This is a genomic window from Thermostichus sp. OS-CIW-32 (assembly GCF_054060415.1).
The window spans coordinates 280,272-306,354 of the sequence record NZ_JBSSDD010000002.1 but is presented as its reverse complement, the minus strand read 5'-3'; the positions used below and the strand labels follow the sequence as shown (position 1 = coordinate 306,354).

Annotated in this window: 28 protein-coding genes and 1 other RNA gene; 19 read left to right on the top strand and 10 right to left on the bottom strand. The window is 59.5% G+C overall.

Features of this window, described 5'->3' with window-relative positions; all coding sequences use genetic code 11:
- The first annotated feature begins 44 nt into the window (after positions 1-44).
- The 6 genes from ACVWY8_RS04020 (at position 45) to ACVWY8_RS03995 (ending at position 4,597) form a co-directional block, all read left to right on the top strand.
- The gene (locus ACVWY8_RS04020) at positions 45-776 is read left to right on the top strand and encodes a hypothetical protein (protein WP_457396834.1); all 732 of its coding nucleotides are present in this window, start codon (positions 45-47) and stop codon (positions 774-776) included.
- Between the two features lie 28 nt (positions 777-804).
- The gene (locus ACVWY8_RS04015) at positions 805-1,110 is read left to right on the top strand and encodes a hypothetical protein (protein ID WP_011434047.1); all 306 of its coding nucleotides are present in this window, start codon (positions 805-807) and stop codon (positions 1,108-1,110) included.
- 27 nt (positions 1,111-1,137) lie between these two features.
- The gene (locus ACVWY8_RS04010; protein WP_457392948.1) at positions 1,138-2,316 is read left to right on the top strand and encodes a tetratricopeptide repeat protein; all 1,179 of its coding nucleotides are present in this window, start codon (positions 1,138-1,140) and stop codon (positions 2,314-2,316) included.
- Positions 2,317-2,687: 371 nt separating this feature from the next.
- Positions 2,688-2,879: a hypothetical protein gene (locus tag ACVWY8_RS04005; protein ID WP_041436759.1), complete on the top strand. Its 192-nt coding sequence runs from the start codon at positions 2,688-2,690 to the stop codon at positions 2,877-2,879.
- Positions 2,869-3,636, top strand: coding sequence for an RNA polymerase sigma factor SigF (locus ACVWY8_RS04000; protein WP_041436760.1), 768 nt, complete (start codon positions 2,869-2,871; stop codon positions 3,634-3,636). Before ACVWY8_RS04005 ends, ACVWY8_RS04000 begins: the two co-directional genes overlap by 11 nt.
- A gap of 367 nt (positions 3,637-4,003) precedes the next feature.
- Positions 4,004-4,597 (top strand): SAM-dependent methyltransferase, encoded by a 594-nt coding sequence (locus tag ACVWY8_RS03995; RefSeq protein WP_457392951.1) that lies wholly within the window; start codon positions 4,004-4,006, stop codon positions 4,595-4,597.
- Here ACVWY8_RS03995 and ACVWY8_RS03990 read toward each other — a convergent pair.
- On the bottom strand, positions 4,594-5,007 hold the full coding sequence (locus ACVWY8_RS03990) for a VOC family protein (protein WP_414342826.1): 414 nt from the start codon (positions 5,005-5,007) through the stop codon (positions 4,594-4,596). The genes ACVWY8_RS03995 and ACVWY8_RS03990 overlap by 4 nt on opposite strands.
- Positions 5,008-5,463: 456 nt before the next feature.
- On the opposite strand from ACVWY8_RS03990, the gene ACVWY8_RS03985 reads away from it, so the two are divergent.
- From ACVWY8_RS03985 to ACVWY8_RS03970, 4 genes are all read left to right on the top strand, one after another.
- Positions 5,464-6,492: a rod shape-determining protein gene (locus ACVWY8_RS03985; RefSeq protein WP_414342867.1), complete on the top strand. Its 1,029-nt coding sequence runs from the start codon at positions 5,464-5,466 to the stop codon at positions 6,490-6,492.
- 59 nt (positions 6,493-6,551) lie between these two features.
- On the top strand, positions 6,552-7,304 hold the full coding sequence (gene mreC / locus ACVWY8_RS03980; RefSeq protein WP_414349819.1) for a rod shape-determining protein MreC: 753 nt from the start codon (positions 6,552-6,554) through the stop codon (positions 7,302-7,304).
- Positions 7,282-7,926, top strand: a complete 645-nt coding sequence (gene mreD, locus ACVWY8_RS03975) for a rod shape-determining protein MreD (protein ID WP_414331966.1) — start codon at positions 7,282-7,284, stop codon at positions 7,924-7,926. The genes mreC and mreD overlap by 23 nt, the downstream gene beginning before the upstream one ends.
- A gap of 388 nt (positions 7,927-8,314) precedes the next feature.
- Positions 8,315-8,542: an indolepyruvate ferredoxin oxidoreductase subunit alpha gene (locus ACVWY8_RS03970; RefSeq protein WP_011434056.1), complete on the top strand. Its 228-nt coding sequence runs from the start codon at positions 8,315-8,317 to the stop codon at positions 8,540-8,542.
- Between the two features lie 286 nt (positions 8,543-8,828).
- On the opposite strand, the gene ACVWY8_RS03965 is transcribed toward ACVWY8_RS03970, so the two are convergent.
- Positions 8,829-9,353, bottom strand: coding sequence for a YIP1 family protein (locus tag ACVWY8_RS03965; RefSeq protein ID WP_457392954.1), 525 nt, complete (start codon positions 9,351-9,353; stop codon positions 8,829-8,831).
- Positions 9,354-9,439: 86 nt separating this feature from the next.
- Between ACVWY8_RS03965 and ssrS the strand changes: the two genes are divergently transcribed.
- Positions 9,440-9,627, top strand: a non-coding RNA gene (gene ssrS, locus ACVWY8_RS03960) — 6S RNA.
- A gap of 55 nt (positions 9,628-9,682) precedes the next feature.
- Here ssrS and ACVWY8_RS03955 read toward each other — a convergent pair.
- From ACVWY8_RS03955 to ACVWY8_RS03945, 3 genes are all read right to left on the bottom strand, one after another.
- A complete protein-coding gene (locus ACVWY8_RS03955) occupies positions 9,683-9,877 on the bottom strand; it encodes an IS630 transposase-related protein (RefSeq protein ID WP_457392957.1) in 195 nt (64 codons plus the stop codon).
- A 324-nt stretch (positions 9,878-10,201) separates the two neighbouring features.
- On the bottom strand, positions 10,202-11,194 hold the full coding sequence (gene cbiB / locus ACVWY8_RS03950) for an adenosylcobinamide-phosphate synthase CbiB (protein ID WP_457393314.1): 993 nt from the start codon (positions 11,192-11,194) through the stop codon (positions 10,202-10,204).
- Positions 11,195-11,303: 109 nt separating this feature from the next.
- Entirely contained in the window at positions 11,304-11,759 is a 456-nt protein-coding gene (locus ACVWY8_RS03945) for an Rrf2 family transcriptional regulator (RefSeq protein ID WP_457392960.1), read from the bottom strand.
- 195 nt (positions 11,760-11,954) lie between these two features.
- On the opposite strand from ACVWY8_RS03945, the gene rsmI reads away from it, so the two are divergent.
- Positions 11,955-12,944, top strand: coding sequence for a 16S rRNA (cytidine(1402)-2'-O)-methyltransferase (gene rsmI / locus ACVWY8_RS03940; protein ID WP_457392963.1), 990 nt, complete (start codon positions 11,955-11,957; stop codon positions 12,942-12,944).
- A 28-nt stretch (positions 12,945-12,972) separates the two neighbouring features.
- The gene (gene rppA / locus ACVWY8_RS03935; protein ID WP_414331461.1) at positions 12,973-13,674 is read left to right on the top strand and encodes a two-component system response regulator RppA; all 702 of its coding nucleotides are present in this window, start codon (positions 12,973-12,975) and stop codon (positions 13,672-13,674) included.
- A gap of 184 nt (positions 13,675-13,858) precedes the next feature.
- Here the strand turns inward: rppA and atpD are convergent, their stop codons facing one another.
- Positions 13,859-15,292 (bottom strand): F0F1 ATP synthase subunit beta, encoded by a 1,434-nt coding sequence (atpD, locus tag ACVWY8_RS03930; protein WP_457392966.1) that lies wholly within the window; start codon positions 15,290-15,292, stop codon positions 13,859-13,861.
- Positions 15,293-15,476: 184 nt separating this feature from the next.
- On the opposite strand from atpD, the gene ACVWY8_RS03925 reads away from it, so the two are divergent.
- From ACVWY8_RS03925 to ACVWY8_RS03915, 3 genes are all read left to right on the top strand, one after another.
- Positions 15,477-16,139, top strand: coding sequence for a GerMN domain-containing protein (locus tag ACVWY8_RS03925; RefSeq protein WP_457392969.1), 663 nt, complete (start codon positions 15,477-15,479; stop codon positions 16,137-16,139).
- A gap of 10 nt (positions 16,140-16,149) precedes the next feature.
- A complete protein-coding gene (locus ACVWY8_RS03920; RefSeq protein WP_414350573.1) occupies positions 16,150-16,917 on the top strand; it encodes an MlaE family lipid ABC transporter permease subunit in 768 nt (255 codons plus the stop codon).
- Between the two features lie 86 nt (positions 16,918-17,003).
- Positions 17,004-18,035 (top strand): succinate dehydrogenase/fumarate reductase iron-sulfur subunit, encoded by a 1,032-nt coding sequence (locus ACVWY8_RS03915; protein ID WP_414342869.1) that lies wholly within the window; start codon positions 17,004-17,006, stop codon positions 18,033-18,035.
- On the opposite strand, the gene ACVWY8_RS03910 is transcribed toward ACVWY8_RS03915, so the two are convergent.
- The 3 genes from ACVWY8_RS03910 to ACVWY8_RS03900 all read right to left on the bottom strand — a co-directional run bounded on the left by ACVWY8_RS03910 (position 18,032) and on the right by ACVWY8_RS03900 (position 20,908).
- The gene (locus tag ACVWY8_RS03910; protein ID WP_457392972.1) at positions 18,032-19,138 is read right to left on the bottom strand and encodes a peptidylprolyl isomerase; all 1,107 of its coding nucleotides are present in this window, start codon (positions 19,136-19,138) and stop codon (positions 18,032-18,034) included. The two genes, ACVWY8_RS03915 and ACVWY8_RS03910, sit on opposite strands and share 4 nt — an antisense overlap.
- 468 nt (positions 19,139-19,606) lie before the next feature.
- Entirely contained in the window at positions 19,607-19,783 is a 177-nt protein-coding gene (locus ACVWY8_RS03905) for a hypothetical protein (RefSeq protein ID WP_457392974.1), read from the bottom strand.
- A 246-nt stretch (positions 19,784-20,029) separates the two neighbouring features.
- A complete protein-coding gene (locus ACVWY8_RS03900) occupies positions 20,030-20,908 on the bottom strand; it encodes a vWA domain-containing protein (protein ID WP_457392977.1) in 879 nt (292 codons plus the stop codon).
- A 458-nt stretch (positions 20,909-21,366) separates the two neighbouring features.
- Here ACVWY8_RS03900 and ACVWY8_RS03895 point away from each other — a divergent pair, with 458 nt between their 5' ends.
- On the top strand, positions 21,367-22,077 hold the full coding sequence (locus tag ACVWY8_RS03895; RefSeq protein ID WP_414330718.1) for a hypothetical protein: 711 nt from the start codon (positions 21,367-21,369) through the stop codon (positions 22,075-22,077).
- A gap of 39 nt (positions 22,078-22,116) precedes the next feature.
- Here ACVWY8_RS03895 and tyrS read toward each other — a convergent pair whose 3' ends face one another.
- Positions 22,117-23,358 carry a tyrosine--tRNA ligase gene (gene tyrS, locus ACVWY8_RS03890; protein ID WP_457392980.1) on the bottom strand — a complete coding sequence of 414 codons (1,242 nt, stop codon included), beginning with the start codon at positions 23,356-23,358 and terminating at the stop codon, positions 22,117-22,119.
- Between the two features lie 202 nt (positions 23,359-23,560).
- Here tyrS and ACVWY8_RS03885 point away from each other — a divergent pair, with 202 nt between their 5' ends.
- Both ACVWY8_RS03885 and ACVWY8_RS03880 read left to right on the top strand, forming a co-directional pair.
- Positions 23,561-25,549, top strand: a complete 1,989-nt coding sequence (locus tag ACVWY8_RS03885; RefSeq protein ID WP_457392983.1) for a transglycosylase domain-containing protein — start codon at positions 23,561-23,563, stop codon at positions 25,547-25,549.
- Positions 25,546-25,926 (top strand): hypothetical protein, encoded by a 381-nt coding sequence (locus ACVWY8_RS03880; RefSeq protein ID WP_414402426.1) that lies wholly within the window; start codon positions 25,546-25,548, stop codon positions 25,924-25,926. The genes ACVWY8_RS03885 and ACVWY8_RS03880 overlap by 4 nt, the downstream gene beginning before the upstream one ends.
- Positions 25,927-26,083: the final 157 nt, after the last annotated feature.

Below are 26,083 nucleotides of genomic sequence, written 5' to 3'. Positions count from 1 at the left end.
TTTGGATCGGCTGAGCGGAGGGGAGCGCTGCCTGGGCGAGGGACATGGCGCCGGCTGCCCCTGGAGTCTCCTCTCCCCCTACTTTGCCCATCCCTTGGGAATGGGTGTACGACTTGCAGGAGCAAGCCCGGCAGCGGCAATGCACATTGGTTGGCCTGTTGCGCAGCGATCCCTTGCCGGCGCCGGATCCCCAGTGGCAGGTGTACACACGGCTAGATTTGGTGGCCACGCCTCAGGCTGGTCGGTTGACCAGTGTGTTGTTTGCCGAGAACACCCGTACTCGGGCCTTGCAGGTTATCTATCAAGCCTCAGGGTCGGTGTACGACCCCGTTGAGGCATTGGATTTTGCCATGATCCTGCCTCTAGCCTGGCAGGGGAACACTTTGCTGGCGCGGGAGTACGAAGGCTGGTTCCAGACCGATTTGAGCTGGGATCGGGCGGTGGTCTGGCCTTTGCCCACTGGCTCGACAGGGATCCCACCGGTGCAAATCTGGGATCCGCCGCCGGCGCTGGGGTATGCGCAGCTGCTGGGCTGGGATCCCCAGGCCCGAGAGCGGGTGCTGTTTGCGGTGGCCGATAGTCTTGGAGAGATGCCCCGCTTGGTGAGCGTGGGCCCAGACCGCCAGGTGTTGCTGCGAGCGCCTGCCGTTGCCCTTTCCCCAACTCCCTCTTCTCTACAGGGGTGGCAGGAGATCCGGCCCAAGGGGGGAGAGCCTCTCTGCCACCAAAGCCGTTTTGGGCTGGAGCAGGGAGGGGAAAATGAAAAATTAAACTGAGATGCAGAAGCCTGTGGGAGCGACAACCATGTCCAAACCGGTGGTGCGGCGGGGCTGGCCTCTGGAGGCCTTTGTCGGGGATGTAATCGTCTGTACCCTAGAGGGATCCCATCTGGATCAGGTGACGGAAATCCGAGTCAGCCCGGCGGGTAAAGGGATCCGAGTCAGCTTTGGGGATCCCTTGGGACGCTCTAAGGAACCGGTGCAGGCCAACGCCGAGGCGCTGACGGTTACCTTTGAGATCGATCCCAGCACCTACCCTGGCGAAAAGCGCATTGAGCTGATCTCGCCGGCAGGGCCCAGCGATCCCCTGCCGTTTTTGGTGATGATGTAGAGGCGCGCAGAAAAGAGGAAGTGGGTCATGCCGTTTGTGATTGCCCCGACCGACGTGGGCGTGCTGGTGCTGGGGGCGAGCCTGTTGCTTTTGGCCGGGGGTTGGGCCTGGTGGCTGCGGCGGCAGAAGCGTGCTGCCTCCCCAGAATCTACAGCCGTTTCGCCGGCCCCGGCGGTTGACCCATCTGCCCTTTCGGCGGAACAGGCGGCTCAACTACAGCCCTTCGAGCAGGCGGTGGGAGATCAGCCGCAGGATCCCATTGCCTGGTACAACCGCGCCACCACCCTCGACCACCTGGGGCAAGCCCAAGCTGCCCTGGCCAGCTACGACCGCGCCCTGGAGCTGAAGCCGGACTTCCCCGAAGCCTGGAACAACCGTGGTTCTCTGCTGGACGATCTCGGTCGCCATCAAGAAGCTCTGGCCAGCTATGAGCGGGCTCTGCGGCTGAAACCGGATTTTTTTGAGGCCCGCTTTAACCAGGCCAACACGCTGCGGCAATTGGGCCGCTACGAAGAAGCCCTACGTGCCTACGAACGGGCCCTTGCCCTCAGCCCCGACAGCCCGGAAACGTGGTACCTGCACGGGCTAACCTTAGCCTCTCTGGGACGGTGGCAGGGATCCCTAATCAGCTACGAGAAAGCCCTCGCCATCAACCCCGTCGATGCTCAAGTTTGGCAGAGTCGGGGGCTGGCTCTGTTTCACCTAGAGCGCTACGCCGATGCTCTGGCCAGCTACGAACGAGCCCTGCAACTGGGCTCCGAATCGGCCTCTCTCTGGGCCGGCCATGCCCTTGCCCACCACCGCCTCGGCAACCCGATGGAGGCCCTCAACAGCTATGACCGTGCCCTGGCGCAGGATCCCAAACGCCCTCAGATCTGGGTGCAGCGCGGCCTGGTGCTGATGGACTTGAACCTCTACGAGCTGGCCATCCAGAGTTTTGATCGGGCCCTGCAGATGGATCCCAGCAATGCCGAGGCTCACTACGCCAAAGCCTGCTGCTACGCCTGGGAAGGCCAAGTGCCTCAGGCCCTACAAGCTTTGGAGCAAGCCCTACGCCTGGAGCCGGAACGCTACCGCCCCTTGCTCTCCTCTGAGCCCTATTTCGACCTCATTCGCGAGGAGCCGAGTTTTGCATCCTTTTTGGCAGCCCTTGCCGGCACGGATCCCCCCAAGAACCCCCCGCCGCTGTCACGAACAGCCTCTTGACGTTCTCACCTCCCAGAAGGAGAGGAGAGGCTGGAATGCACAGGCTGTTTCACCGCCAACCTGACCCAATCACCAATAACCACGAGAGCACGCCAACAACAGAAATCCGGCAATTTCGTTGGGTCTTACGGGAAAATTGCGCTCTTTTGCCGATGAAACCCGCCGATTTTCCGTGGAGATGCTGTTGCTTGGGTCAAGAAACCTGGTCAAACTAAGAACGTTCCAGCTCTTGGCAAATCTCAACAGTGTCCGGTTGTGCTTCTAACGCCATCCCTGTAGCCCTGTAGCACCTGCTTGCGCAGGGTCTGGCTGGGCAAAAGCGTCTCTTGACTGGATGGGTGTTGGTTATGGGTGGGATCCTCAACCTTTGAATGGTTTTCGAGTTCCTTGAGTGCTTGTTCTACAGTTATTTTCGGCAAATCGGTAAAGTGGTTGTCTATGATAACGGCCCCTCGCCTGACCTCTCCCAAGAACTCCGTCTCCCTGAGGCGACCGGCGGCCCCCCCTCCATTGCCTTTGGCCAAGACCGGATTCCCAGCCGCATGTGGATCTATGGCATCTAGTGAGGATGTTAAAGCCCGAACTGCCGAACTGTTGCGGCTGTACCACCAGAATCGCGATCCAGCCCTGCGCAACCGGCTGGTGGAAATGAACTTGGGCTTGGTGCGCAAAGAGGCCCACCACTGGCGCAACCAATGCAATGAGGGGTACGACGACCTGGTGCAAGTTGGCTGTTTGGGTTTGATTCAAGCTATCGAACGCTTTGACATCAGCCGAGGCCTGGCTTTTAGCTCCTTTGCCCTGCCCTACATTCGCGGAGAAATTCAACACTACCTGCGGGACAAAAGCCCCACCATGCGGATCCCACGCCGCTGGACGACCCTGCAACGACAAGCCAAGAAGGTGATTGCCCGTCTGCGGCAAGAGTTGGGCCGTTCTCCCTCTGAGGCCGAGGTGAGGGAAGCCCTGCAACTGACGGAGCAGGAATGGCGAGAGCTGGAGCTGGCCCAACAAAACAGCCTTTTGCTCAGCCTGGATGCTCCGATTCAAACTGAGGAAGACAGTGTTGCTTTGGGGGAGGTCGTTCCGGATCAGCGCTACCGCAGTTTTCAACTGGCTGAAGAAGATCGTATTCGCCTACAACATGCCTTGGCTCAGCTGGAGGAACGTACCCGCAAGATTTTGGAATTTGTCTTCTTCTATGACCTCACGCAAAAAGAAACGGCAGAGCGGCTAGGGATCAGTGCCGTTACCGTTTCCCGCCAAGTCAAAAAGGGGCTGGAACGCCTGGCTAAGTTGTTGAATCAAGATATTTTTTGAGATACAGCCCGTTACAAATTAAGGGATATAAAAGGCTATAAAAATCGTGTTTCCGAGGCTTGACCCCAGTGAGGTTTAGAACAAGCAGGTTCATAGTCATTCCAGACTCGATTGAGATACTCCCGCCGCTGCCCAGACGCTCCGCGCCGCTTCCCCCAGCCCCTCCAGAGGGAGAGGGGAGTTAGAGAGCAATGGAACGGAGATGTTTCATTCCTGTTGAAAATGACCATACAGGTGTATCCCATAACCCCTTAGTAGACTGTACTTGAGCCGACGCAATTGGCGGTGACTTTCCACCCAGTAGAACGGCAGGGGCTCTGTACTGCGACAGGTTGATAGACTGATGGGAAATTGATGAGAATATTTGATGAACAGAGAAAACCGCTCTTCTCGGAATCAACCCTTGGTGCCCCGCGGTTTCAAACCTAAGCTGGGTCAGAACTCGGTGGGCAGGGATCCCTTCTTCCAATGCCAGCCCAACCGGCAAAGTCCAGAGGGAATCCGCTTGGCCCCCTATGTGCGCACCTTGCCCTTGGTTGTCGATGCCATGCTGGATTTGGCCCAGGTGGGGAGCGAGGATACTCTGCACGACTTGGGCTGTGGGGATGGCCGCATTCTCATCCGGGCGGCACAGCGCTTTGGCACGCGGGGCGTGGGGGTGGATATCGACCCGGAGCGCATCCTGGAAGCCCAACAGCGGGCCCGAGAAGCCCAAGTTCAGGATCGAGTTACTTTTCTCCAGCAGGATCTGCTCACTCTGGACTTAACCCCGGCGACGGTGGTGAGCTGCTATTTGCTGCCCAGCTCCCACCTGCTGATCCGAGACAAGCTGCGCTCCCAGCTTCGGCCCGGCGCTCGTCTGGTCACCCACTCCTTCGACATGGGAGATTGGCTCCCCACCGCCACCACCACTGTATCGGATGTTATCAACACCTACACCATCTATCTCTGGCGAATCTAACCCTGGGGATCCCAGGCCGTCGCTTCCTCAAAAGCAGCAGAGGGCTGGTGCAGCACAATCCGGTTGCCATCGGGATCCCGAAAATCCACCTCCTGTCCATGAAAGGCTTGCCGCAGGGGGGAAATGGAGAGCTGATAAGCTCCCGCCAACCCTTCCAGTGTTGTCAGGGATCCCTGTAAATCTTGCACCTGCAGGCAGAGGCTCACCGCTGCGGCTTGGGCACCACCATCGAGATGACGGCTGCGATAGAGGCCCAGCCGCAACCCTGGCAGACGAAACTCTACGTACACCGGATCCCCCTCTGTCGGGAGCTGGACTTGGGGAGAGATCCCCAAGAGATCCCGATAGAAGCGTTGTAGACGAGGCAAGTCCAGGGTAGCCACGCTAACCAAGGCACCAGAGAGCTGCATCGCAACCGCCAAAAGACCGGGTTGGTCTATCTTAGCTAAACTGCCGAGAAGCCCCGCGCTGTACCCGCAGGGTGAGCGTCGGGAGGATGTCACTCAGCTCCAACACCACGCGAGTCTGGGTGGCGATGTCGGATCCACCGTCTTGCCCTCCGGATCGAGGGCCAATGTGCCCGAGATGTAGAGGGTATTTTGCCCACCTTCACGCCGGGAGAATAGGGGGCGATGGCCGGATAGCCGGCTGGAGCAATGGCAACCTTAGGCACGAGGGATCCCGAATCACAACAGGATTGCACCTTAGCGGCGAATTCGATCTTCCACAGCTGGCTGGGATACAGCCATAGCCGGTTTCTCTGGAGCAGATTCCCACTCTTCGGGGGAGATTCTCTTGCAGAACTAGACTATAGTAGGTACCAAAGCTTGCTGCTTCTTCCCAAATCAAGACTGGAGCGACTTACCGTGGGGTTCTTCAGCCGATTTTCCCGTGATATGGGCATTGATTTGGGCACTGCCAACACGCTGGTCTACGTGGCCGGGCGAGGCATTGTCCTGCAAGAGCCCTCTGTGGTCGCCATCGACCAAAACACCAAGCAACCCCTGGCTGTGGGGGAAGATGCCAAAAAAATGCTGGGCCGTACCCCCGGCAACATTGTAGCGGTGCGTCCTCTGCGAGATGGGGTGATTGCCGACTTCGACACGGCGGAGATGATGCTAAAACACTTCATCCACCGCGTACACGAGGGCCGGTACCTGATTGCTCCCCGCATTGTGATTGGGATCCCCAGCGGTGTGACTGGGGTGGAGCGACGGGCGGTGATGGAAGCCGCTCTCCAAGCTGGGTCGCGGGAGGTGTATTTGGTGGATGAGCCGGTGGCAGCAGCAATCGGGGCCGGGCTGCCGGTGCAAGAGCCCACTGGGAACATGATCATCGACATTGGCGGCGGCACCACTGAGGTAGCCGTCCTCAGTTTGCAGGGGATCGTGCTGAGCGAGTCCGTGCGGGTAGCGGGAGATGAGCTGAGCGAGGCCATCGTCCAGTACATGAAAAAGGTTCACAACCTCACCATCGGGGAGCGCACCGCTGAAGAGATCAAGATTCGGATTGGCTCCGCCTACCCAATTCAAGAGGAACTGACCATGGAAGTGCGCGGGTTACACCTGCTCTCGGGTTTACCCCGTACCGTCACGGTGAAGAGCACCGAAATTCGCGAGAGCATGGCCGAGCCCCTCTCGGTGATTGTGGAAGCCATTAAGCGCACCCTGGAGCGCACTCCACCGGAATTGGCTGCCGACATCATCGACCGAGGCATCATGCTGGCCGGGGGAGGAGCCTTGCTCAAGGGTCTGGATGCCCTGATCAGCCATGAAACCGGGATCTTGGTTCACATTGCCCCGGATCCCCTCAGTTGTGTGGTGCTGGGTACAGGGCGAGTTTTGGAGGATTTCAAAACCCTAGGTCGAGTGTTGAGCGGCAGCTTCAAGGGCTAGAGGAGTTTCTTCCCATCCCTGATCTAAGGTGTGAGTCGAGTGGGTTGGAGAGGTATTGCTTGAATTGGCTACGCCAATGGTGGAGGCGCCATAGCCTGGGGTTGCTCCTGTCTGCTTTGGCGATGGGGGCAGCGCTGGGCCTGCGCCAAACCCAGGGATCCCTATTGGTGGAATTGTACAGTTGGATCACTGCTCCAGCCCGTCCGCCTGTGGATCCCGCTGTGGTGCTCAGCCAGGCCGCTAACCGTGAGCTGCAAGCCCTGGTAGCCGAGTTGCAGTACCAAAACCGCGAGCTGAAGCGACTGCTGCAATTTACCGAGCAAATGCCCCAAGCGGGGATCCCAGCAGCCGTGGTGGGTCGCAGCGCCGATCACTGGTGGCAACAGCTCACCCTCAGCCGCGGCAGCCGGCATGGAGTCAGGGTGGGAGATGTAGTCATGGCGCCGGGAGGGTTGATCGGGCGAGTCGAGTCGGTCACGCCCAACACCAGCCGAGTGCTCCTGATCAGCGATCCCACCAGCCGTGTCGGGGTAATGCTGAGTCGCAGCCGACACATGGGCATCCTGAGGGGTACGGGCACCCAGAGTGCCATTTTGGATTTTTTCGACAAGGCCCCCAAAGTAGAGGTGGGGGATGTGGTGGTGACCTCAGGCCTGAGCAGCTTTTACCCAGCCGGGGTTGTGGTGGGAACGGTTCGAGCGGTCAACTTGGATGCCAGCCCTGCCCCTCAAGCCACTGTCGAACTGTCGGCGCCGCTGGGTCTCTTGGAATGGGCTTTGATCTACCGCTATGCTCAACCCTCTGATTCCTAAGCTTAAGTCTCACCTTAACTGGCTGGTGACTGTCCTGTCGGGATTGCTGGCAGCAGTGGCCCCTTGGTGGCGAGGGCCGGGCTTGGAGCTAGCAGGCTTAACCCCAGATTGGCCCTTGATCTGGGTGGTGTGCTGGAGTGTGCGGCGCAAAGCTTGGCAGGGGGCTGTTGCCGGGGTCACCCTGGGTTTTCTGCAAGATGCGCTGACCAGCCCTTGTCCTACCCATGCGCTGGGGCTGGCTGTAGTTGGGATCCTCACCGCCAAGTTGCAAAAACAACGCTACATGCAAGAAGACTTTATCTCGGTGGCCTTGATCGTTTTTGGTATGGTGGTGATTGCCGAAACCTTGATGGCACTGCAATGGATGTGGCTCGTGGCCTCGCAGGGATCCGATGACCTGGATCCAGCAGGAACGCAAACCTTGCTGGATGGATTGGAGAACTCCCTTCGGTTTTTCGGCAACATTGGTGGCGATGGCCCCCGTTCTCTGGAGAGCATCTGGTGGAACCATCAACGCAATGCCCTCACGTCTGCTATTTTAAGTAGCCTCTGGGCACCCGCTTTGTATTGGCCCCTCAGCCGTTGGTGGCAGTCTCAAGAGCGGGATCCCAGAGAGATTTAGCCCCTGTTTTATGCCAAATCATCCTATCTTTCGGTTAAAACCCAGGTCACAGCAGAGTATGTCCCTTGCCATTTTTGGCAAGAGAGAACTCTCGAGGCGGTGGGAGCCCATTTGCCGGCTCGCTCCGGCATTCTACTTCTTTTGCATTGGCGCTGCGCTGGTCAGAAAAAGCGACGATCTGGAAAACTTCTCGTCGGGGGGGAGCAATTTTGGCCTAAAATGAACCCCAGGACTGGGATATAAGCCCCATCTTTTTCAGACAGCTTTGGGCTAATGTCGCGCATCTCAATCAAAAAGTCAAAAGCATAGGAAGCGCAGGCGACGTCAAGGCTGACCTTGTGGCAACTGCACTTAGAATTTGACTTAGAGCAATCATTGGGAGGGATCCATGCCGCATACAATTGTCACCGATATCTGTGAAGGTGTGGCCGACTGTGTAGAGGCTTGCCCCGTCGCCTGCATCCACCCCGGCGATACCAAAAATGCCAAAGGCACCGACTACTTTTGGATTGAGTTTTCCACCTGCATTGACTGTGGCATCTGTTTACAGGTTTGCCCCGTAGAGGGCGCTATTCTGCCGGAGGAAAAGCCGCATCTGCAGCGAGTGCCCCGCTAATTCCGGGGAAGCATCCCTGGCCACACGCCGGGATTCAACGAGAATTACAATCATTTCAATTCCAACCAGGACGCTGCACCCACACCTAGAACGTTAGTCGCGTCTTCGCGTCGTCGTGTCAGCGTTGCGGAGCAATAGCGTTGCGGTTCCCGTCAGGGTGCCGCAGGCATAGCAATAGCGTTGCGGAGCAACAATACGCAGAACCGGAAGGCTTTTCAAGGACTCCGTCCCGCTGGCGCGATCAGTAGCCTAGGCGTTTCACCTTAACCTGAAACAACTATAAGCTTTAGCGCAAGGAAGCCAGAGCAACGACGCCGCTGGTCAGCCAGCTCAGGGACAGGATCCCCCCTAGGAAAGCCAATGGGATCAGGCCCACCAGGCGCCACCACTCCAAATCCAGCGCTACAGCTACTGCCCGCACCTGCCAAACCACAAACCACAGCAGAGCTGACAAGCCCAGCAGGGATCCCACCACCCCACCCAACGATTGAGCAGGCCCCAGCAGCAGCCACGGCAAGCCGGCAAACCCCGTCAAGCACAGCAGCGCTGAAAAGGAAGGGACAGCCCGACCCAAACAAAAGGCCAGCAATTGCAACAAAGCCGCCAAACCCACCCAGCCCAGGGATCCCATCAGCACCGCCAGCACCATGCTCGGCAGGCTTACCCCAGAGCGGCGAATCGCATCCAGGACGTTGAGCAGCCCCACCACCCCAAAGGCTTGCCAGAGAACAGGCTGTTCCCGCAACGCCCGAAAGGTGCGCTCCGGCAGAAACCAAGCGCCGTAGATGTTGTCTAACCAGGAACCAAGCATGGCCAGCAACCCGTCAAGCTGTCTTTTATCCTAGCCCTTGGTGAGCACTTGACGGGCACACCCCAAAAATGGGGTATGATTGGGAGAGGATTCTGCGGCGTTGGTGACTGCCGTTATGTTTTTGCGATCTATACCCTTCGACAATTAGGATGGGAAGTGGATGTGAGAGCAGTAAGCCAAACTTAGATTTGGAAACTATCAACAATCATCCCCGGTATCCTACACTGGATTTTCCAGGTCGAAAACCACGGTAAAACGGCGCAACAGTATCCTCAAAAAAGCCCTCGAAAGGGGGCCTTTTTGTTGTTTGGATATTGTCAATGCTGCAGTTAATGGGTATTGCTCTGGCGCTGGGCTCCATCCTTTAGTCGAGCTTCTGGGCACCGGTCTACGTCTTGCTGCAGGGCAGCCAAGTCTGTCTTTCGCTTGCGGGTCTTGACTTTTGTTGTCGTGAGGTCTGCTCGGCTCAGCCAGCGATAAACGGTTGCACAAGTGACATAACTCCCGCACTCATGTTGACGCAAAGCGCTCCGCGCCGCTAAAGCGAGAGAGTGCGAGCTTCAAGGACTCCGTCCCGCTGACGCGAAAAGGACGGGATGCCCCACCGCCCTGTGCTTGATATCTGTAGCAGCTGCTGTTTTTATCATCGTTTATTTCAGCGGTTCTAGGTTCACGGCAGGTTGACAGCAGCTACGGTTTTTGTTGCCGCCGATCTAGTTAGCTTTGCTAACTCTACCTCAAGTTCTGGGGGAAGTTGCACCTGTGGAGATTCCTCTGCCGGGGTTGAGTCAAAAGCTCAGCTAGGTAAGGGTCGTAGAAGCAGGAAGCAACCGGTTGTTTAGTTCATCCTAGGGGGTGAAATAAACGACCATGAGTTGCAGAACGGTCAACAGGAGAGTTGCTCCCACCATCAAACTCCCCCAAATCCATACAACCTGTCGCAGCAGTCCCAAGCTTTCCCGCACCACTTGCGGGGTCAAGGGGCGAGCTGGGATCCCCAATTTGGGTTTCACCTTCGGGATCCCCTGATAGAAATTGGTTCCCCCCAATTGGATCTGCAGCCGCCAGGCAAAAGCCGCTTCGCTCCACCCCGAATTGGGGCTGGGATCCGCCTGCGCGTCCTGACGACACCGCTGCCAGAACCCCCAAGGATCCCGGCTGAGCAGCGCCAGCGTGAGCACCGTCAGGCGGCAGGGCAGCCAAGTCAGCCCATCCTCACAGCGGGCCGGCACTGTGCCCAAATGGGTGAAAGGGGGGTGGCGGTAGCCCACCATCGAATCCAGCGTGCTGCTGGCCTTGTAGGCTAGGGCCAAGGGCGCCCCTCCCAAGAAGGCGTAGAACAGAGGGGCAGTTGCTCCGTCGGGAGTATTTTCGGCCACCGTCTCAATCAGCGCCCGCAAAATCTCCGATGCCGTCAGGTGCTCTGTATCCCGCCCCACGTAGCGGCTGAGACGTTGACGGGCCTCCGGCAGATCCTCTTTTTCCAAGGGATCCAACACCTCCAAGGCGGCAAAGCGCAGGCTGCGCCCTCCCAGACAGCTGGCCATCAGGATCACCTGCACGAGGATCCCTGCCCAGGGGTGGATGGTATTGCCGATGGCGACCAGCCCCCAGCCTATGCCGTAGGATCCCCCCACCAAAGTTAGGGTGAGAACTGCCCCGCCCCACTGTTGTGCTCGCGGAGTTGAGCAGTGCTTGAGGATATAGCCTTGCCCCCAGGCAATAACAGCCCCCATCACCCGCACTGGATGAGGCCAACCCCAGGGATCCGCCAGCAGATAATCCAAAGCCAAAGCTGCCGCCAGCACCAGCCCGGCAGTTGGTTGGGCCGGAAAAAACAGCCAGCCGCCGGGAAAGGGCTCCGTCCCACTAACGCGAAAGGACTCCGTCCCGCTAACGCGAAAGGACTCCGTCCCGCTAACGCGAAAGGACTCCGTCCCGCTAACGCGATCAAACCACAAATCCACTCTCCTGATCCTGAGCCGCCTGCCAGCTCCGGGCATCAAAATACAGATCTTCCAAGGTGGTTTCCTCCAGCACCTGCTGCACTTGCCGAGCGATCCGCTGCCACAGGGCTTCCGTCACCCAGTCCAGCCGCTCCGCCGGATGCACGGCTGAAGGATTAGAACTGTCCATGAGAGGATGCAGGGATTCTCCCACCGCCGCCAAAATGGCGCTGATCGGGATCCGCCGCGGCGCCCGTGCCAACCGGTAGCCTCCCTGGGCCCCCCGTTGGGAACAAACCAAGCCGGCCTGGCGCAACTCAATCAGCAACTTTTCCAGGTAGGGAGCTGGGATCCCCTGTCGCTGAGCAATGGCCCGCACCGAAGCCATTTGCCCGGAGCCGAGCATCGCCAGATCCAACAAAGCTTTGATGCTATAGGTGGCCCGCGTTGTCAAGCGCACCGGGATCCCTCTCCGCAGCACTTCTCGATCCTGCCATAGGACTCCGTCCCGCTACCGCGAAAGGACTCCGTCCCGCTACCGCGAAAGGCAGATGCCTGGGTATCGGGGCACCGGCCAAGAGAAGTTAATCTGGGGATCCGAGGTGATCTCCAATTGTTGGCAGCAAGCCCTTGGAGCGGAGAATAGGTTATCGGGATGGAACACCCCACCGCCAGCCTTTATTTGGTGGCTACCCCCATCGGCAACCGCGAAGACATCACCCTGCGGGCGCTGCGGGTTTTGCGGGAAGTGGACTGGGTGGCGGCAGAAGATACTCGCCACTCCGGCCAGCTTCTTAAACATTTTCAAATCTCCGCCCGCCTCATCAGCTATCACGAGCACAACGCTGCCCAGCGGATCCCGCAACTCCTGAAGTATCTGTCGGCGGGCCAGTCGGTGGCCCTGATCAGCGATGCCGGCACTCCTGCCATCTCCGATCCGGGAGAAGAGTTGGTGCGCGCCTGCATTCAGGCCGGGATCCCGGTGATCCCTGTGCCGGGGCCGGTAGCTGCTGTTGCCGCCTTGACCGCTTCGGGCCTGCCTACAGGACGATTCGTGTTCGAGGGATTTTTGCCGCTTAAACCCAGTCAGCGACAGGCCCGCCTGCAACAGTTGGCCCAAGAAGAGCGCACCGTCGTTCTCTATGAAGCCCCCCATCGCCTGCGCCAAACTCTGCGGGATCTGCTGGATCACTGCGGCCCAGAGCGGCAGATCGTGCTGGCGCGGGAGCTGACCAAGCTGTATGAGTCCTTCTGGCGGGGATCCCTGGCAGCAGCTCTGGAGCACTGCGCCGCCCAGCCGCCGCGGGGGGAGTTCACCCTCTTGCTTGAGGGATATGTGGGTGCCGTTCCCAGCCCTAACCCTGCCAGAGGCGGGACGGAGTCCTTGAATGGGCGGGGAGACAGTGAATCGGAAGCGGAAATTCGTCAAGAAATGGCCCGATTGCTGGCCGAAGGCCTGTCCCGGTCTGCAGCCAGCCGCCGGTTGGCCCAGCGTCTGCAGGGATCCCCCATCTGGACGCGGCGCCGCCTTTACGATCTATCCTTGCAGCTTGAGCCGCTCTCCAGTTCTGGCGGGACGGAGTCCTTTTCTGAGTACGTCAGCGCTCCACATTGTTTCCAAGACGACGGCGAGACTGAGTCCTGAGGCGTTCGCGTTAGCGGGACGGAGTCCTATGGCACGGATTTTGTTGGTGGACGATGAAGTGGAGTTGGCCGATTCTCTGGCCCAGCAATTGAGGCGAGAGGGCTACACGGTGGACGTCGCCTACACAGGAGGGCGGGCCTGGGAGCTGCTGCAAAAGTCCCCCGCTCTGCCCTACGATCTGCTGGTCTTGGATTGGATGTTGCCGGAGCTCTCTGGGCTTTCCCTCTGCCAGCGGGTACGGCAGGTGGATTGCACCACCCCCATCCTGTTTCTGACGGCCAAAGATACCCTAGACGACCGGGTGGAAGGGCTGGATGCCGGGGCAGATGATTACTTGGTGAAGCCGTTCGAGCTGCGGGAACTGCTGGCGCGGGTGCGGGCCCTCTTGCGGCGAACCACAGGTACTGGAGAAGGGATCCCTCGCCTACAGATAGGGGATTTGGAGCTGGATCGGGAGAACCAGGTGGCCTACCGGCAGGGGCGGATGATCCACCTCTCCCAAAAAGAGTTTCGCCTGCTGGAGTACTTCATGACCCACCCCGGCCAGTTGCTCACCCACGACCAGATCTACGAGCAGGTGTGGGCCGGAGAGGATCCCCCCAGCAGCAACGTCTTAGCAGCCCAGGTGCGCCTGCTGCGACGCCGCCTCAGGTTGCCCGGGGCAGCAGAATTGATCCACGCCGTCTACGGCAAGGGCTATCGCTTCGGGCCTGTCGCCGGGGATCCCTAGCAGCCGTCCCACCTGTAGATAAAACCAAGGCTCCCCCGAAAAGAAGGAGCCCTGCCGGGTCTGGGGAGCGCTTTCAGTCAGCAATGCCACCAGGGCGTTCCCCCCTTCAACCCTGGGGAGCCCAGTCGCCGCGCTATCGGCAACTCCCCTCTCCTCCTGTGGGAAAGGGGCTGGGGGTGAGGGATCACTTGGACTTGAGCTTCTCGGCTTTCTCGATGGCCTCTTCGATGGTGCCCACCAAGTAGAAGGCTTGCTCCGGCAGATTGTCCAATTCCCCCGACAAAATGCGCTGGAAGCCCTTGATGGTGTCTGCCAATTTCACATACTTGCCGGGGGAGCCAGTGAATACCTCCGCCACGAAGAACGGCTGGGACAGGAAACGCTCGATGCGGCGGGCGCGGGCCACCACCAGCTTGTCCTCTTCCGACAGCTCGTCCAGCCCCAGGATGGCGATGATATCTTGCAGCTCTTTGTAGCGCTGCAGCGTTTGCTTCACTGCCCGGGCGGTGTTGTAGTGCTCTTCGCCCACAATGTCCGCCTGCAGGATGGTGGAAGAGGAATCCAGGGGATCCACCGCCGGATAGATACCCTTGGCTGCCAAGCTGCGGGACAATACCACCGTCGAGTCGAGGTGGGCAAAGGTGGTTGCTGGGGCCGGATCCGTCAAGTCGTCAGCAGGCACATACACCGCCTGCACCGAGGTGATGGATCCCTGCTTGGTAGAGGTGATGCGCTCTTGCAGGTTGCCCATTTCGGTAGCCAAGGTGGGCTGGTAACCCACCGCCGAGGGCATGCGGCCCAACAGCGCCGACACTTCCGACCCGGCCTGCACAAAGCGGAAGATATTGTCGATGAACAGCAGCACGTCCTGCTTGTTAACGTCGCGGAAGTACTCTGCCATGGTCAGGGCAGTCAGGCCAACCCGCATGCGGGCACCCGGTGGCTCGTTCATCTGGCCATAGACCAGCGCCACCTTATCCAGCACGCCGGATTCTTTCATCTCGTTGTAGAGGTCATTGCCCTCGCGGGTGCGCTCTCCCACGCCCGCAAACACCGACAGGCCAGAGTGCTCCTCAGCGATGTTGTGGATCAGCTCCTGGATGAGCACCGTCTTGCCCACGCCGGCACCGCCAAACAGGCCCACCTTGCCCCCCTTTTTGAAGGGGGCCAGCAGGTCAATCACCTTGATGCCGGTTTCAAAGGGCTCTGGCTTAATCGTCAAATCGACAAGTGGAGGCGCACTGCGGTGGATGGGGGCAAATTCTTGGGCTTGAACGGGCTCTCCTTTGTCAACCGGCTCTCCCAGCACATTGAAAATGCGCCCCAGGGTGGGCTGCCCGACCGGCACAGTAATCGGAGCGCCCGTATCCACCACCGGCATGCCCCGCACCAGGCCGTCGGTCGAGGACATGGCCACCGCACGCACGCGGTTATCCCCCAAAAGCTGCTGCACCTCAAAGGTGACGTTAACCTTCAGGCCGCTTTCGGTTGTGCCCTCCACCTTGAGGGCATTGTAGATTTCGGGCAGCTTGCCGCTGGGAAACTCGGCGTCGATCACAGGCCCAATGACCTGAGTGATGTAGCCAACATTGGTGGCAGTAGCGGTGGCAGTAACCATGATTGAGGCTCAGCTCCTTGTGTGCTCAGTTATCGACTCAGCAATGCCGGGTGTAAATCATTATCATCATACAAGGGATCCCAGTTGCTGCCGCACTTTTGCCTGTCCAGCCTATGGGGGATCCCCGGCAGAGTGGGCTTTTCTTCGCTACCCTAGAGCTAGGTAAGACAGGGGGTTGCCAGCGATGAGCCACTACGGAGGCCGTATTGCACAGCTCAGCTCCGTTAGGTTGGGAGGACGGCGTTCCCGCCCGCGTCGGGGCCGGGCCCTACAACTGGGGATCCTCGGCTTTTTGCTGGGGCTGGGGGCGATGGGGGCAGCCTGGTGGTACACCATTGGGCCGCGGCAGACGCTTTCCTTGTATTGGCTGACCAGTGCCGACAACTCCATTTACTATGTGCAGCAAGAGCGCACGGTTCGCGCCTTCGACGCTCAGGAAGCCATCCGCCTGGCTCTGGAGGAGCTGATTGCCGGCCCCAGGGATCCCCACCTTACCAGCGCCATTCCACCCCAAACTCAGGTGTTGGATGTGCGGGTGGAAGGTGACGATATTTTTCTCAATTTTTCCCCAGAGTTTACCCAGGGGGGGGGATCCACGGCGATGATGAGCCGGATTGCGCAGGTGCTCTACACGGCCACCAGCCAAAACCCCGGCGCCCGGGTTTGGATCTCGGTGGAAGGCCGTGCCCTAGAGGTGTTGGGGGGAGAGGGGCTGATCCTGGATCAACCCCTGACACGGGCCTCGTTTGTGCCCAGCTTTCAGTTGCCGGCGGAACCGGCAACCCCAAAGGATTCCGCCCCGCTAACGGGGTCGCCAAAGCGTCGCCTAGCGATAACGGCTTCTTGAGACGGAAACCATGAGCTGGTTGCAGCGGGTGGGCAGCAGTTTTCTCCTGGCCGGCCAGGTGATTTTGCATCTGATGCGGGGCCGTATCCATCGTCGCAACACCCTGGATCAGCTTGCGGCGGTGGGGCTGGAGTCGCTGCTGATTGTTCTGATTACGGCGGTGGTGATCAGCGGCGTTTTCACCATCCAGTTGGCGCGGGAATTCATCAACTTCGGAGCCTCTTCCTTGATTGGGGGAGTTTTGGCGATTGCCCTTGCCCGCGAGCTGACACCGGTGGTGACGGCGGTGATCTTGGCCGGACGGGTGGGATCCGCCTTTGCCGCCGAGCTGGGCACCATGAAAGTCACGGAGCAGATCGACGCTTTGCTGTTGTTGCGCACCGATCCGGTGGATTATCTGGTGATCCCGCGGGTGCTGGCTGCGGGGCTGATGCTGCCGGTGCTCACCATCCTCTCCCTGCTGACGGGGCTGGTGGGGGGGATGATCATCTGCGCTTCGGCCTACAACATCTCTCCTGCAGTGTTTCTCAACTCGGCGCAAACCCTTCTGACCTCTTGGGATTTGCTCGTCTGTTGCTTGAAGGCGATGGTGTTCGGGTCTTTGATCGCCATTGTTGGCTCCAACTGGGGCCTTTCCACCAGCGGGGGAGCCAAGGGGGTGGGTCGCTCCACCACCGATGCAGTGGTTACGGCGCTGCTGGGCGTGTTTGTCACCAACTTCCTTATTTCTTGGCTGTTGTTTCAGGGGCCGGGGAGCGCCCTCAGCCGCGCGTTGTAGCCACTTCTGCTGTCCCGTTAGCGTTGCGGAGCAATAGGGAGAGAGCTAGGATGGGATCCCCTTTCCCTTCAGCGGTGCAGAGCACTTTGCGAGTAGAATTTCAGATTTTCCGACAGTTGCCGCCGGAGCCGCCCCGCTGGCAGTCCTTCTGGCTGGAGACATCCCCTGGCGCCACCATTCTCGATTGCCTCAACCAGATCAAGTGGGAGCAGGATGGCAGCTTGGCCTTCCGCAAAAACTGCCGCAACACCATCTGTGGCAGTTGCGCCATGCGCATCAACGGTAGGGCAGCCTTGGCTTGTGGCCGACATGTGGGCGAAGAGCTGGATCCCCGCAGCCCCCAGCCGCAGCCTATTCGCATCGGCCCTCTGGGAAACCTGCCCGTTCTGCGGGATCTGGTGGTGGATATGCAGCCCTTCTGGAACGATCTCAGCCGGGTGGATCCCTTTGTCAGCACGGCGGGGCGACGCATCCCGGAGCGAGAGTTTTTACAGCTGCCTGCCGAACGGGAGCATCTCAACGCTGCCGGTGGCTGTATTCTCTGCGGAGCCTGCTATTCCGATTGCAATGCCAAAGAGGTGAACCCAGAGTTTGTCGGCCCCCATGCTCTGGCCAGAGCCAACCGCCTCGTCCAAGACAGCCGCGACAGCCAACGGGAACAACGCCTGCAGGCTCTGGATAGCTTGGCTGGTGTCTGGGGCTGTACCCGCTGCTGGAACTGCAACAGCGTCTGCCCGATGGGCGTGGCACCTCTGGATCAAATCACCGAACTCAAACAGGGGATCCTCTCCCGCCATGCAGACAAGACCGCTGCTCTGCCCACCGACCGTTCCCGCCAGCACGCTGTTCGCGCTATTCGGACGGAGTCCTTGCCCATAGCCATCCGCCACCGCAAGACTCTGGTGCAACTGGTGCGCTCCGGTGGTTGGATAGATGAGCGCCGCTTTGCCCTGCAGGTGGTGGGCCGGGATCCCAAAGGGCTGCTCAGCTTGGTGCCTTTGGGTCTGCGCCTGTTGGCCAGGGGCAAATTTCCCTTTCGCTTCCAGCCCTCTGCAGGGGCGGCGACGGTACGGCGGCTTATCGACACAGTTAGGCAGGAAGGAAGGGATCCCCTCTAGGCTCCAGTTTTGAGGTTGTCTTGGCCGGAAATCAATCTGGCACTCAAAATCCGATCCCCCACTTTGATGTGGCGCAGCACCTCCGTTCCCTCTGTAACGTACCCGAACACGGCATAGCGGCCATCCATGAGGTTTAACCCCGCCGGGGTGAGATCCGGCTCAGCCATAAAGATGAAGAACTGAGAAGAGGCGCTGTTGGGATCGTCGGGATAGCGGGCCATGGCCACCGTCCCTTCGGCGGAAAAGGGCAGAGCCGGTTCCACATCCCACAGGCCCATCTGATCAAAAGTCTGGCCGTAGCGGGGCATCACCTCGCCTTTGGCGCGAATCTCCATGGGGATGGTGCGAACCTTGCCCGTGGCCGGATCCACATAGCCATCGGCAGGGCCAGGGGGATCCCCGGCCTGCGCCAGGAAGAAGGTCTCCACCCGGTCAAAGGTCAGGCCATCGTAGAAGCCCCGCTGCACCAGGTCGGCAAAGTTGCCGGCAGTGATGGGGGCGCTGTAGCCATCTAAGGTGATCACCATGCGCCCAGCGGTGGTGTTTAGCTCCACCTCTGCCCGCCCCAAGAGCTGAGGTTTGTCGGCATACTCAGCAGGCACTGTGTAGGGGAAAGCCCCCACCCAGTGGTTTTCCAGGGATCCCAACTCGTCCACTAGACGGTCGTAGGCAGCGCGGGCCTCTTCTTTACCCTTGGATTTGCGCTCGCTGGCTTGGCCGATCACCCGCAACTGCTCCCGCAGCGCAGCCATCTGTTCAGAGGCTGGGGTCACCCGATCCGGGGGCAAGCCGGCCAGCAGGGAATCTCCATAGCGATCCAAGAGGTGCTCTACCTGGCGCACATCTCCCCGCACCGCTGACCAGCGGTTGTACTTCAGGTCAGTGTCGATTTTGGAGATGGCCTCATCAATTTCCAGCAGCTTCGTTTCCTGAATAGGCAACGCCCGCCGCAACAGGGTACGGGGATCCGTGATGGCATCCCCTTGGGGCAGAGCCAAGGCCGGGATTCCCCAGAGCACCACCACGCAGAATAGAGCAGCTACGTAGAGGCCAATCCGGCAAAGGGATCCCCATTGCCAAAATCCTTGGGCACGCTGCGTCATGGTTCCTACCGACTGCAAAACCACTCCTGTCTCAGCCTGACATCCCACCGTCACAGGCGGCAAGCGCTGTCAGACCTCGATTGAGATTTCAACGACTGGCGTGCTCCACCCGGGGGAAAGCCGTCATCGCTACGCAACGCTTTTGCGACCGCAATAGCGGGACCAACTTCTCCAAGGGCATGGCTACACGGCTCTGATACATTCACGCTGAACTCCCCTGAACATGGTTCAGGAAAGAAGCGATCGCATCCTGCCTATCTCTGAGCAGGAAGGCGGTATCCCGCAAAGCCCTGAGGAATACCCCCCGAGCGCTTTCCCCCTTCACTTCCCGGCAACCGTTGCGGTGGACTCAAGGATCAGGGGGAAACTTGGTCTACTATATCCCTCTCAATGACTTTTGCCAAACCGCCTAAAGCTCAGTAAATTCAGCAAAGTTCAGGGTTTTGGGGGTTAGAGGCATGCTCCTACCTAGTTGGTTGGCGTCGGTGTTGGCGTCGGTGTTAGTGTCGGGGTAGAGGCAGGAGTGGGTCGAGGTGTCGGAAAGTCCGTCGGTGCAGGAGGTAGGGGCACCGGAATGCGGAGGCGGCAGGGTTGATCCGATTGATCGCCTTCTGGGGCATAGCAAACGCGAATGAGATCTTCCACAAAGCGAAGCTGATTAAAAGTGACATACTCCCATCACTGACCCTACAGGTACAGCGTGGGCTTCGCGCTTCATCGGGGAGCTACTGCAAGAACCCTCCACGCGCAGACACGGGATGTCCCACCGCGTAGCTGTACCAGATTCCGGCAACGCCGTTTTGTACAGCCATGTTGATTATGGCACAGGATATATACGCCTTTCATCCCGACCCTCCTGCTGTTGCAGAGAGTGCGGGGCTTCCCGGCGGTTTAGCTAAGTTGATCCGCAAACCGTGCCAGCACAAAAGTCCCCTCAGTAGCTGCAGCCAGACGCTGTAACTCCAGAAGATTCAAATCGACCCCCAACCCAACCACATACACGGTGAGTTTTTGTCCTCGCTCTCTGGCCAAAGTTGTCAGCTCCTGAGTAGCTTGGTTGATGGAGCGGGTGCTTTCGTTGTCAATCCCATCGGTGAATACCACCAAGCGGCGGTTGAAACGCTCGGTGGGCCGAAAGTCGCTCAAGAAACGCCCGGCTTCTACCGTGGCATCGTAGAGGGCAGTGTTCCCCCCCGGAACAGCGCGCAAAACGCCTCGTCTCAGCAGCTCTTTGTCGCCGGTGAAGTCCTGCAATAGCTGAGCTGTGCGCAGAGGCTGCCCCAGGGCTGTAAGGCCAAAACCTGCCCCCCGGTTGTCAAAGCGCAGAATGGCGCCCAGATCCAGGGGTGCAGGGCGAAATTGATCCAAGAGCCGAAAAACAGCCAGGAAGCGCCGAGATTGGGGATCCAAAACCAGCAAGCTGCCTGAGCCATCCATCAGCACAGCCATGAGCAAAGGCCGCTGAGGCAGATCCGGCGGGGGGTTCTCGATCCGGGTGGGTGTCAGGGTCAAGGTTACCGGCTGCGGGATCCCTAGCAAGTCGGTTACCCGGTTTACCTGCAGGCTGACCTGACTGGCAGAGAGCTGGGTTATTGGTTGGGGCGGATCCCCGCCTTGCAAGAGGGCGATGTTGAACTCCATTTCCCCTTGTGTGCCAGAAAAGGAGCGGGTCAGAGCCCCATTGAACGTCAGGCGAGCTTGGGATCCCACAGCAGACGGCTCAATGCCTGTACCGCCGGAAGAGCCACAGCCGACAAGGCAGCTTCCCACGAGCACCAGGAGAAGCAGCCAACCAGCTTTTTGGCTTTTTACTTGACCGGGCTGTATTTTTACAGTCATTGCAGCTGCCAGTGCAAGCATAGTGGGGTGGCATGAAAGTACGGAGTTGCAATACCACCCAGTAATTCCGAAAGCTACTGTAGCGCTTGGTGTAGGCGTAAAGATTTTTACTGCAGTTAGAGGATCTCGAGTTCATCTTTTTTCAATCTTTTTTCACAATGCGAGCACAGCGGGTCTCAGCTTTGAGCCTAGTAGGGCGGCTAAAGCCTGTCTGCTCCGAGAATTGCTTCGAGATAAAGACCCCTTTGTTTTGCCACTTGTGGCAAGCGTTCTCGCTGACCAATTGTCAAATAAGCCGGCGCTCTCCTCCGTGGCCTATAGTTCATAGCAGCTCATCAGTGCAGGTGTAAGCTCTAAAAGGATCCCCTGGGTGAGGAGGAGAACTGAACATGGCGGCAAAGCAACTCAAGTTCTATTGGAGCCCCCAACACCAGCTCTTTAGCTGCGATGGCGCCAAGTTGGAGGGGCACGGCTACATCCAAACCAACCCCTCCCATGACCTGGTTCACCTGCTCATTGCCGCCAACGGCAACATGCCCTGGCAGCCGGTGGAAAGCCGCGAGCAAACCTGCTTTGCCGAGTACAACGCGGTAATGCTGGAGCACCTGTTGGTCAACTGCTTCAACGCAGCGGTGCTGGGATCCCTGCCTGCCCAGCAGATCATCCCAGAGGCGCGGAAGTTCTTGCGGTGGTTTGTTTCAGAACACTACGCCCCTTTTCCGGTGTCTGAAGAAGAGGCTTTTCGTCGCTTTGCTGCGCACCTGGATATTGAGCGCATTGTGCGTTTGTTCCCCTATTTTTACAGTCTGCGGGCTTGGGAATGCTTCAGCCTCGATTACCGCGCCGAGACCTACGACCTGGAGTTCACCTCCGAGGATGATCCCGTTCGAGAGGCCCCGGAATGGGCGGCGGATCCCAACATTTTGGAGACTCAGGAGCTGGTGCGGCAAAAGCTCTCTGAGGCAGTAGCCGAGGCGGGCTCGATCCGGCCCAAACCGGAGCCCGTTTTCCCGCCAACTTCGTCAGCTTCTCCTCTGTCCGATCCCCCAGCCAAGACCAGGCAGAAAAAAACCGGACTCGGCTTCAAGCCTGCCCGTTGATGGATCCCCTCACCCCTTTCCCACAGGGAGAGGGGAAGACTAATCTGCGCCTTTCACTAGCCGACGAAAGGCCTTTTTGCCCACCTGCAAAATCCGCCCGGCCAGCTCCGAGGCATGGGCAAACTCCAGGTCGGGATCCTCCACCTTTTGCCCATCCAGCCGCACGGCGCCCCCTTGAATCTGCCGACGGGCCTCGGCGGCACTCTTGCACAGGCCACACTCACGCAGGATGTAGCTGAGTTTAACAGGGTAAGACAACCCATCGATGGCAAAGGTGGGGATGGATCCCGTTTCGGCAAGAATACCGTCTAGCACCAACGCTTGAGCGGTGCGCTGGGCCTCTTCTGCCGCTGCGGGGGAGTGAAACTGGGCCACAAGGGTCTTGGCTAGGAGGATCTGCCGCTGGCGGGGATCCTGCGGCAGCTCGGCAAGGGGCACTGAGGTGAGCAACTCAAAGTAGCGCTCCACCAGGTGATCCGGCACCTTCTCCAGCTTGGAGTACATGGTGAGGGGATCCTCAGTCAGCCCCACGTAGTTGTTTTTGGACTTGGACATTTTCTGGTACCCGTCCAACCCCTCCAAAAGCGGCACCGTCACGCAGAACTGCGGCGCTTGGCCCTTCCAAATTTGCAGATCCCGACCGGTGAGCAGGTTAAAGCGCTGGTCGGTTCCCCCCAGTTCTACGTCGGCTGCCAGAGCCACCGAGTCGTAGCCCTGCAGGAGGGGATAGAGAAATTCGTGCAAGTATACCGGCGTCCCGGCTTGGTAGCGCTGGGCAAAGTCTTCTTTGGCCAGCATCTGCCCCACCGTCATCTGGGCCTGGAGTTCGATCAGCTCACTGAGAGTCAGGCGGGCCAGCCACTCGCTGTTGCGGCGCACCTCCAGCCGGCCAGGGGTCTCAAAATCCAAGATCTTGCCGGCCTGCTCCAAGTAGGTGCGGGCGTTTTCCTCCACTTCTGCTGGGGTGAGGCGGGGACGGGCCTCCGATTGGCCGGTGGGATCCCCGACCAGCGCCGTGAAGTCCCCGATGAGCAAAATAGCCACATGGCCCGCATCCTGAAACTGCCGCAGCTTGCGCAACACCACTGAATGGCCCAGGTGTAGATCCGGTCGGGTGGGATCGATGCCCAGCTTCACCCGCAAGGGACGATTTGTTGTGGCCAGGCACTCCGCCAGGGCAGCAGGCCCTCCCGGAAAGATCTCGGCCACCCCCCGCTCAACAATTTGGGCTATCAACGGATCCCGGTACGCTGGCGAAACTGAGGCTGACGATATACTCAAAGCCTGATCCTCCGGCTGAACCCATGAGCAATTTTAAGCCCACGCAAAAGATGCTCGATTCTCAACTCAAGATCTTCTCCCCCTAGCCCGGTTGGAGTTGTCGATGGGCAGGGTTGGCCATCCTGCTGCCCCAATAGACGCCGCCCTATAATGGGTCTGGCTTGTTGTTGCTTTGCAACACGGACGTGACAGGGTTTTTGACGTGACCTACGGTCGCAGACCATTGGCCCGCCGGGAGAGAAAGCCGGGGTTGGAGCGTGTCTCCAATTCCCTTTTTTCCGGATCGGGGTTTGACGAGCACGCCGACTATGCCCCACCCGCCCGCCCCTCCCGGATTGCCCAGGTTGCCGGTGTGGTGGGCAATCTGTTGCTGGGATCTCTGCTCTTGGGATCCACGGCAACGGCTGCCGGATTGGTGGGGCTGGCCATTAGCTTCCGCAACTTGCCGGACGTGCATCAATTGCGGGATTACGTGCCCATTGCCACCACCCACATTGTCGATATTCGGGGCGAGCCCATTGCCAGCCTACACGGGGAGGCCAACCGGGAAGTGATCTCCCTTGAACAGGTCTCGCCGGAGATGAAAAAGGCCTTGCTGGCCATTGAAGACAGCCACTTTTACACCCATCCAGGCATTAATCCGGTCAGCTTGGGCCGGGCGATCCTAGGCAGTGTGGAGGGGGGTATAGGCTCGGCGGGGGGGGGATCCACCCTGACAATGCAGTTGGTCAAGAACCTGTTTTTGAGGCCGGAGCGTACCCTCAGCCGTAAAGTCGCCGAGATCGTGTTGGCGGTGCGCCTAGAACAGGTCTTCAGCAAAGACGAGATCCTGGAGATGTACCTCAACCAGGTGTACTGGGGGCACAATCTCTACGGCATCCAGGCGGCAGCCCGCAGCTACTTCAACAAGGATGCGTCTGAACTGAACTTGGCTGAAGCGGCGATGTTGGCTGGGATCCTGCCGGCCCCGGAAACCCTCAGCCCCTTTCGCAACCTGGAGGGAGCCAAACGGCGGCAACACCTGGTGCTGGATCGTCTGGTGGAGCTGAAGTGGATTACCCCCGAGGAAGCCCAGGCGGCGCGGGAGCAAAAGCTGACCTTAGGCCGCATTACCTCCTTTCAAAGTAACGCCCCAGCAGTTACCGACGCCATTGAGGCGGAGCTGCGGCGCCGCTATGGGGAACAAGCTCTAATGCAAGGAGGTCTGCGGGTTCAGTCCACCATCGATCTGCGTCTGCAGCGCCTTGCCCAGCGCATTGTCAATGAAGATGGCCCCCGCATTGGGGCAGCTCGTCGTGCCGATCAAATGGCTTTGGCGGCAGTGGATCCCCGTACCGGCTATGTGAAGGCCATTGTGGGCGGGATCAACGCTCAGCGGGGCCAATTTAACCGCGCCACCCAGGCGTTTCGCCAAACGGGATCCACCTTTAAGCCCTATGTGTACTACGCGGCTCTGGCCAGCGGGCGCTATTCACCCGGCAGCATCTTGGAAGATACCCCCGTCACCTATCCCGGCTCGCCACCCTACAGCCCGAAAAACTACGACAACACCTTCTATGGCTCCCTCACCTTTGCTCGGGCTTTGGAGCTCTCCCGCAACGTGCCCACGGTCAAGTTGGCCGATGATGTTGGGATCCGCAACGTCATTGCAGCGGCTCAGGCCACCGGCATCAGTGCCGAGATGTTTCCCAACTTGGCTACAGCTCTGGGCTCGGCCAGCGTCAGCCCCCTGGAGATGGCGGCCAGCTATGCGGTCTTTGCCAATGGCGGATATCGGGTGGAGCCGACCCTCTTGGCCCAGGTGGTGGATCGCAACGGCCAAATCCTCTTCGAGGCCAGGCCTCAGCCGCAGCGGGTTTTGGATCCCTGGGCGGTGGCTACGCTCAACCAAATCCTCAAAGGGGTGGTGACCCAAGGCACCGGGAGGGCAGCTCGTCTGGACGATGGGCGACCTGTAGCCGGCAAAACCGGCACCACCTCTGATTTCCGCGACGCTTGGTTCATCGGCTATGTGCCGCAACTGTCTACCGCCATTTGGATTGGCAACGACAACAACTCCCCCATGCTGCCCGGCACCGCCGGCGGGGCCTTTGTTGCCCCCACCTGGAAGCGCTTTATGACTGAGGCTCTGCAAGGGATCCCACCTCAGGACTTCCCCAGCCCGCATCAATTTCCCCCTCCCCGACCATGAGCTACAGCGAGGAGCGGCTGGCGCGCATCGAGCGCACTGTCGAGGCCAACGCTCAGGCCATCGCCCAACTGGCCCGGCAAAACCAAGAGCTGATGCAAACCATTGCCGGCACCGAGGAGCGCATTGCCAGAGCCGAGGAACGCATTGCCAGAGCCGAGGAACGCATTGCCAAAGCCGAGGAACGCATTGCTGGCGCCGAAGAACGTCTGGAGGCCGAGGTCAAACGCTGGGACGAGCGGTTTTTCCAGCTCAGCCGCGATACCCTCAACTTCACCCGCAATGTAGTGACCATCGCCGCCATCACGGCTGTTTTGATCCCCCTGCTCAGGGATGTCGCTCCCCTGCTGATCGAGCTGTTGCGGGAGGGATCCCGTTAGCGCTTTCCAGCCGGGACGATCTCGCTTTTCCGACCGCTGGCCAACGAGTGGTTGTCGGCCATTGGGCTGAGACAGCCGCGGTTCCACCTCTCTGGGGTCGAGCAGGGTTCCAACCGGAATCGAGGTGTCCAAGGGATCCCAGCGCGTACTGATTCTG

Coding starts and splice junctions, on each gene's coding strand:
- ACVWY8_RS03990 (WP_414342826.1), bottom strand. CDS start 5,007: ATGCAGCTCTCTGGTGCCTTGGTTAGCGTGGCTACCCTGGACTTGCCT.
- ACVWY8_RS03970 (WP_011434056.1), top strand. CDS start 8,315: ATGCCGCATACAATTGTCACCGATATCTGTGAAGGTGTGGCCGACTGT.
- ACVWY8_RS04010 (WP_457392948.1), top strand. CDS start 1,138: ATGCCGTTTGTGATTGCCCCGACCGACGTGGGCGTGCTGGTGCTGGGG.
- ACVWY8_RS03995 (WP_457392951.1), top strand. CDS start 4,004: ATGAACAGAGAAAACCGCTCTTCTCGGAATCAACCCTTGGTGCCCCGC.
- ACVWY8_RS03895 (WP_414330718.1), top strand. CDS start 21,367: ATGGCGGCAAAGCAACTCAAGTTCTATTGGAGCCCCCAACACCAGCTC.
- ACVWY8_RS04000 (WP_041436760.1), top strand. CDS start 2,869: ATGGCATCTAGTGAGGATGTTAAAGCCCGAACTGCCGAACTGTTGCGG.
- ACVWY8_RS04005 (WP_041436759.1), top strand. CDS start 2,688: ATGGTTTTCGAGTTCCTTGAGTGCTTGTTCTACAGTTATTTTCGGCAA.
- atpD (WP_457392966.1), bottom strand. CDS start 15,292: ATGGTTACTGCCACCGCTACTGCCACCAATGTTGGCTACATCACTCAG.
- mreD (WP_414331966.1), top strand. CDS start 7,282: ATGCTCAACCCTCTGATTCCTAAGCTTAAGTCTCACCTTAACTGGCTG.
- rsmI (WP_457392963.1), top strand. CDS start 11,955: ATGGAACACCCCACCGCCAGCCTTTATTTGGTGGCTACCCCCATCGGC.
- ACVWY8_RS04020 (WP_457396834.1), top strand. CDS start 45: ATGGCGCCGGCTGCCCCTGGAGTCTCCTCTCCCCCTACTTTGCCCATC.
- ACVWY8_RS03965 (WP_457392954.1), bottom strand. CDS start 9,353: ATGCTTGGTTCCTGGTTAGACAACATCTACGGCGCTTGGTTTCTGCCG.
- ACVWY8_RS04015 (WP_011434047.1), top strand. CDS start 805: ATGTCCAAACCGGTGGTGCGGCGGGGCTGGCCTCTGGAGGCCTTTGTC.
- ACVWY8_RS03925 (WP_457392969.1), top strand. CDS start 15,477: ATGAGCCACTACGGAGGCCGTATTGCACAGCTCAGCTCCGTTAGGTTG.
- ACVWY8_RS03880 (WP_414402426.1), top strand. CDS start 25,546: ATGAGCTACAGCGAGGAGCGGCTGGCGCGCATCGAGCGCACTGTCGAG.
- rppA (WP_414331461.1), top strand. CDS start 12,973: ATGGCACGGATTTTGTTGGTGGACGATGAAGTGGAGTTGGCCGATTCT.
- ACVWY8_RS03910 (WP_457392972.1), bottom strand. CDS start 19,138: ATGACGCAGCGTGCCCAAGGATTTTGGCAATGGGGATCCCTTTGCCGG.
- ACVWY8_RS03920 (WP_414350573.1), top strand. CDS start 16,150: ATGAGCTGGTTGCAGCGGGTGGGCAGCAGTTTTCTCCTGGCCGGCCAG.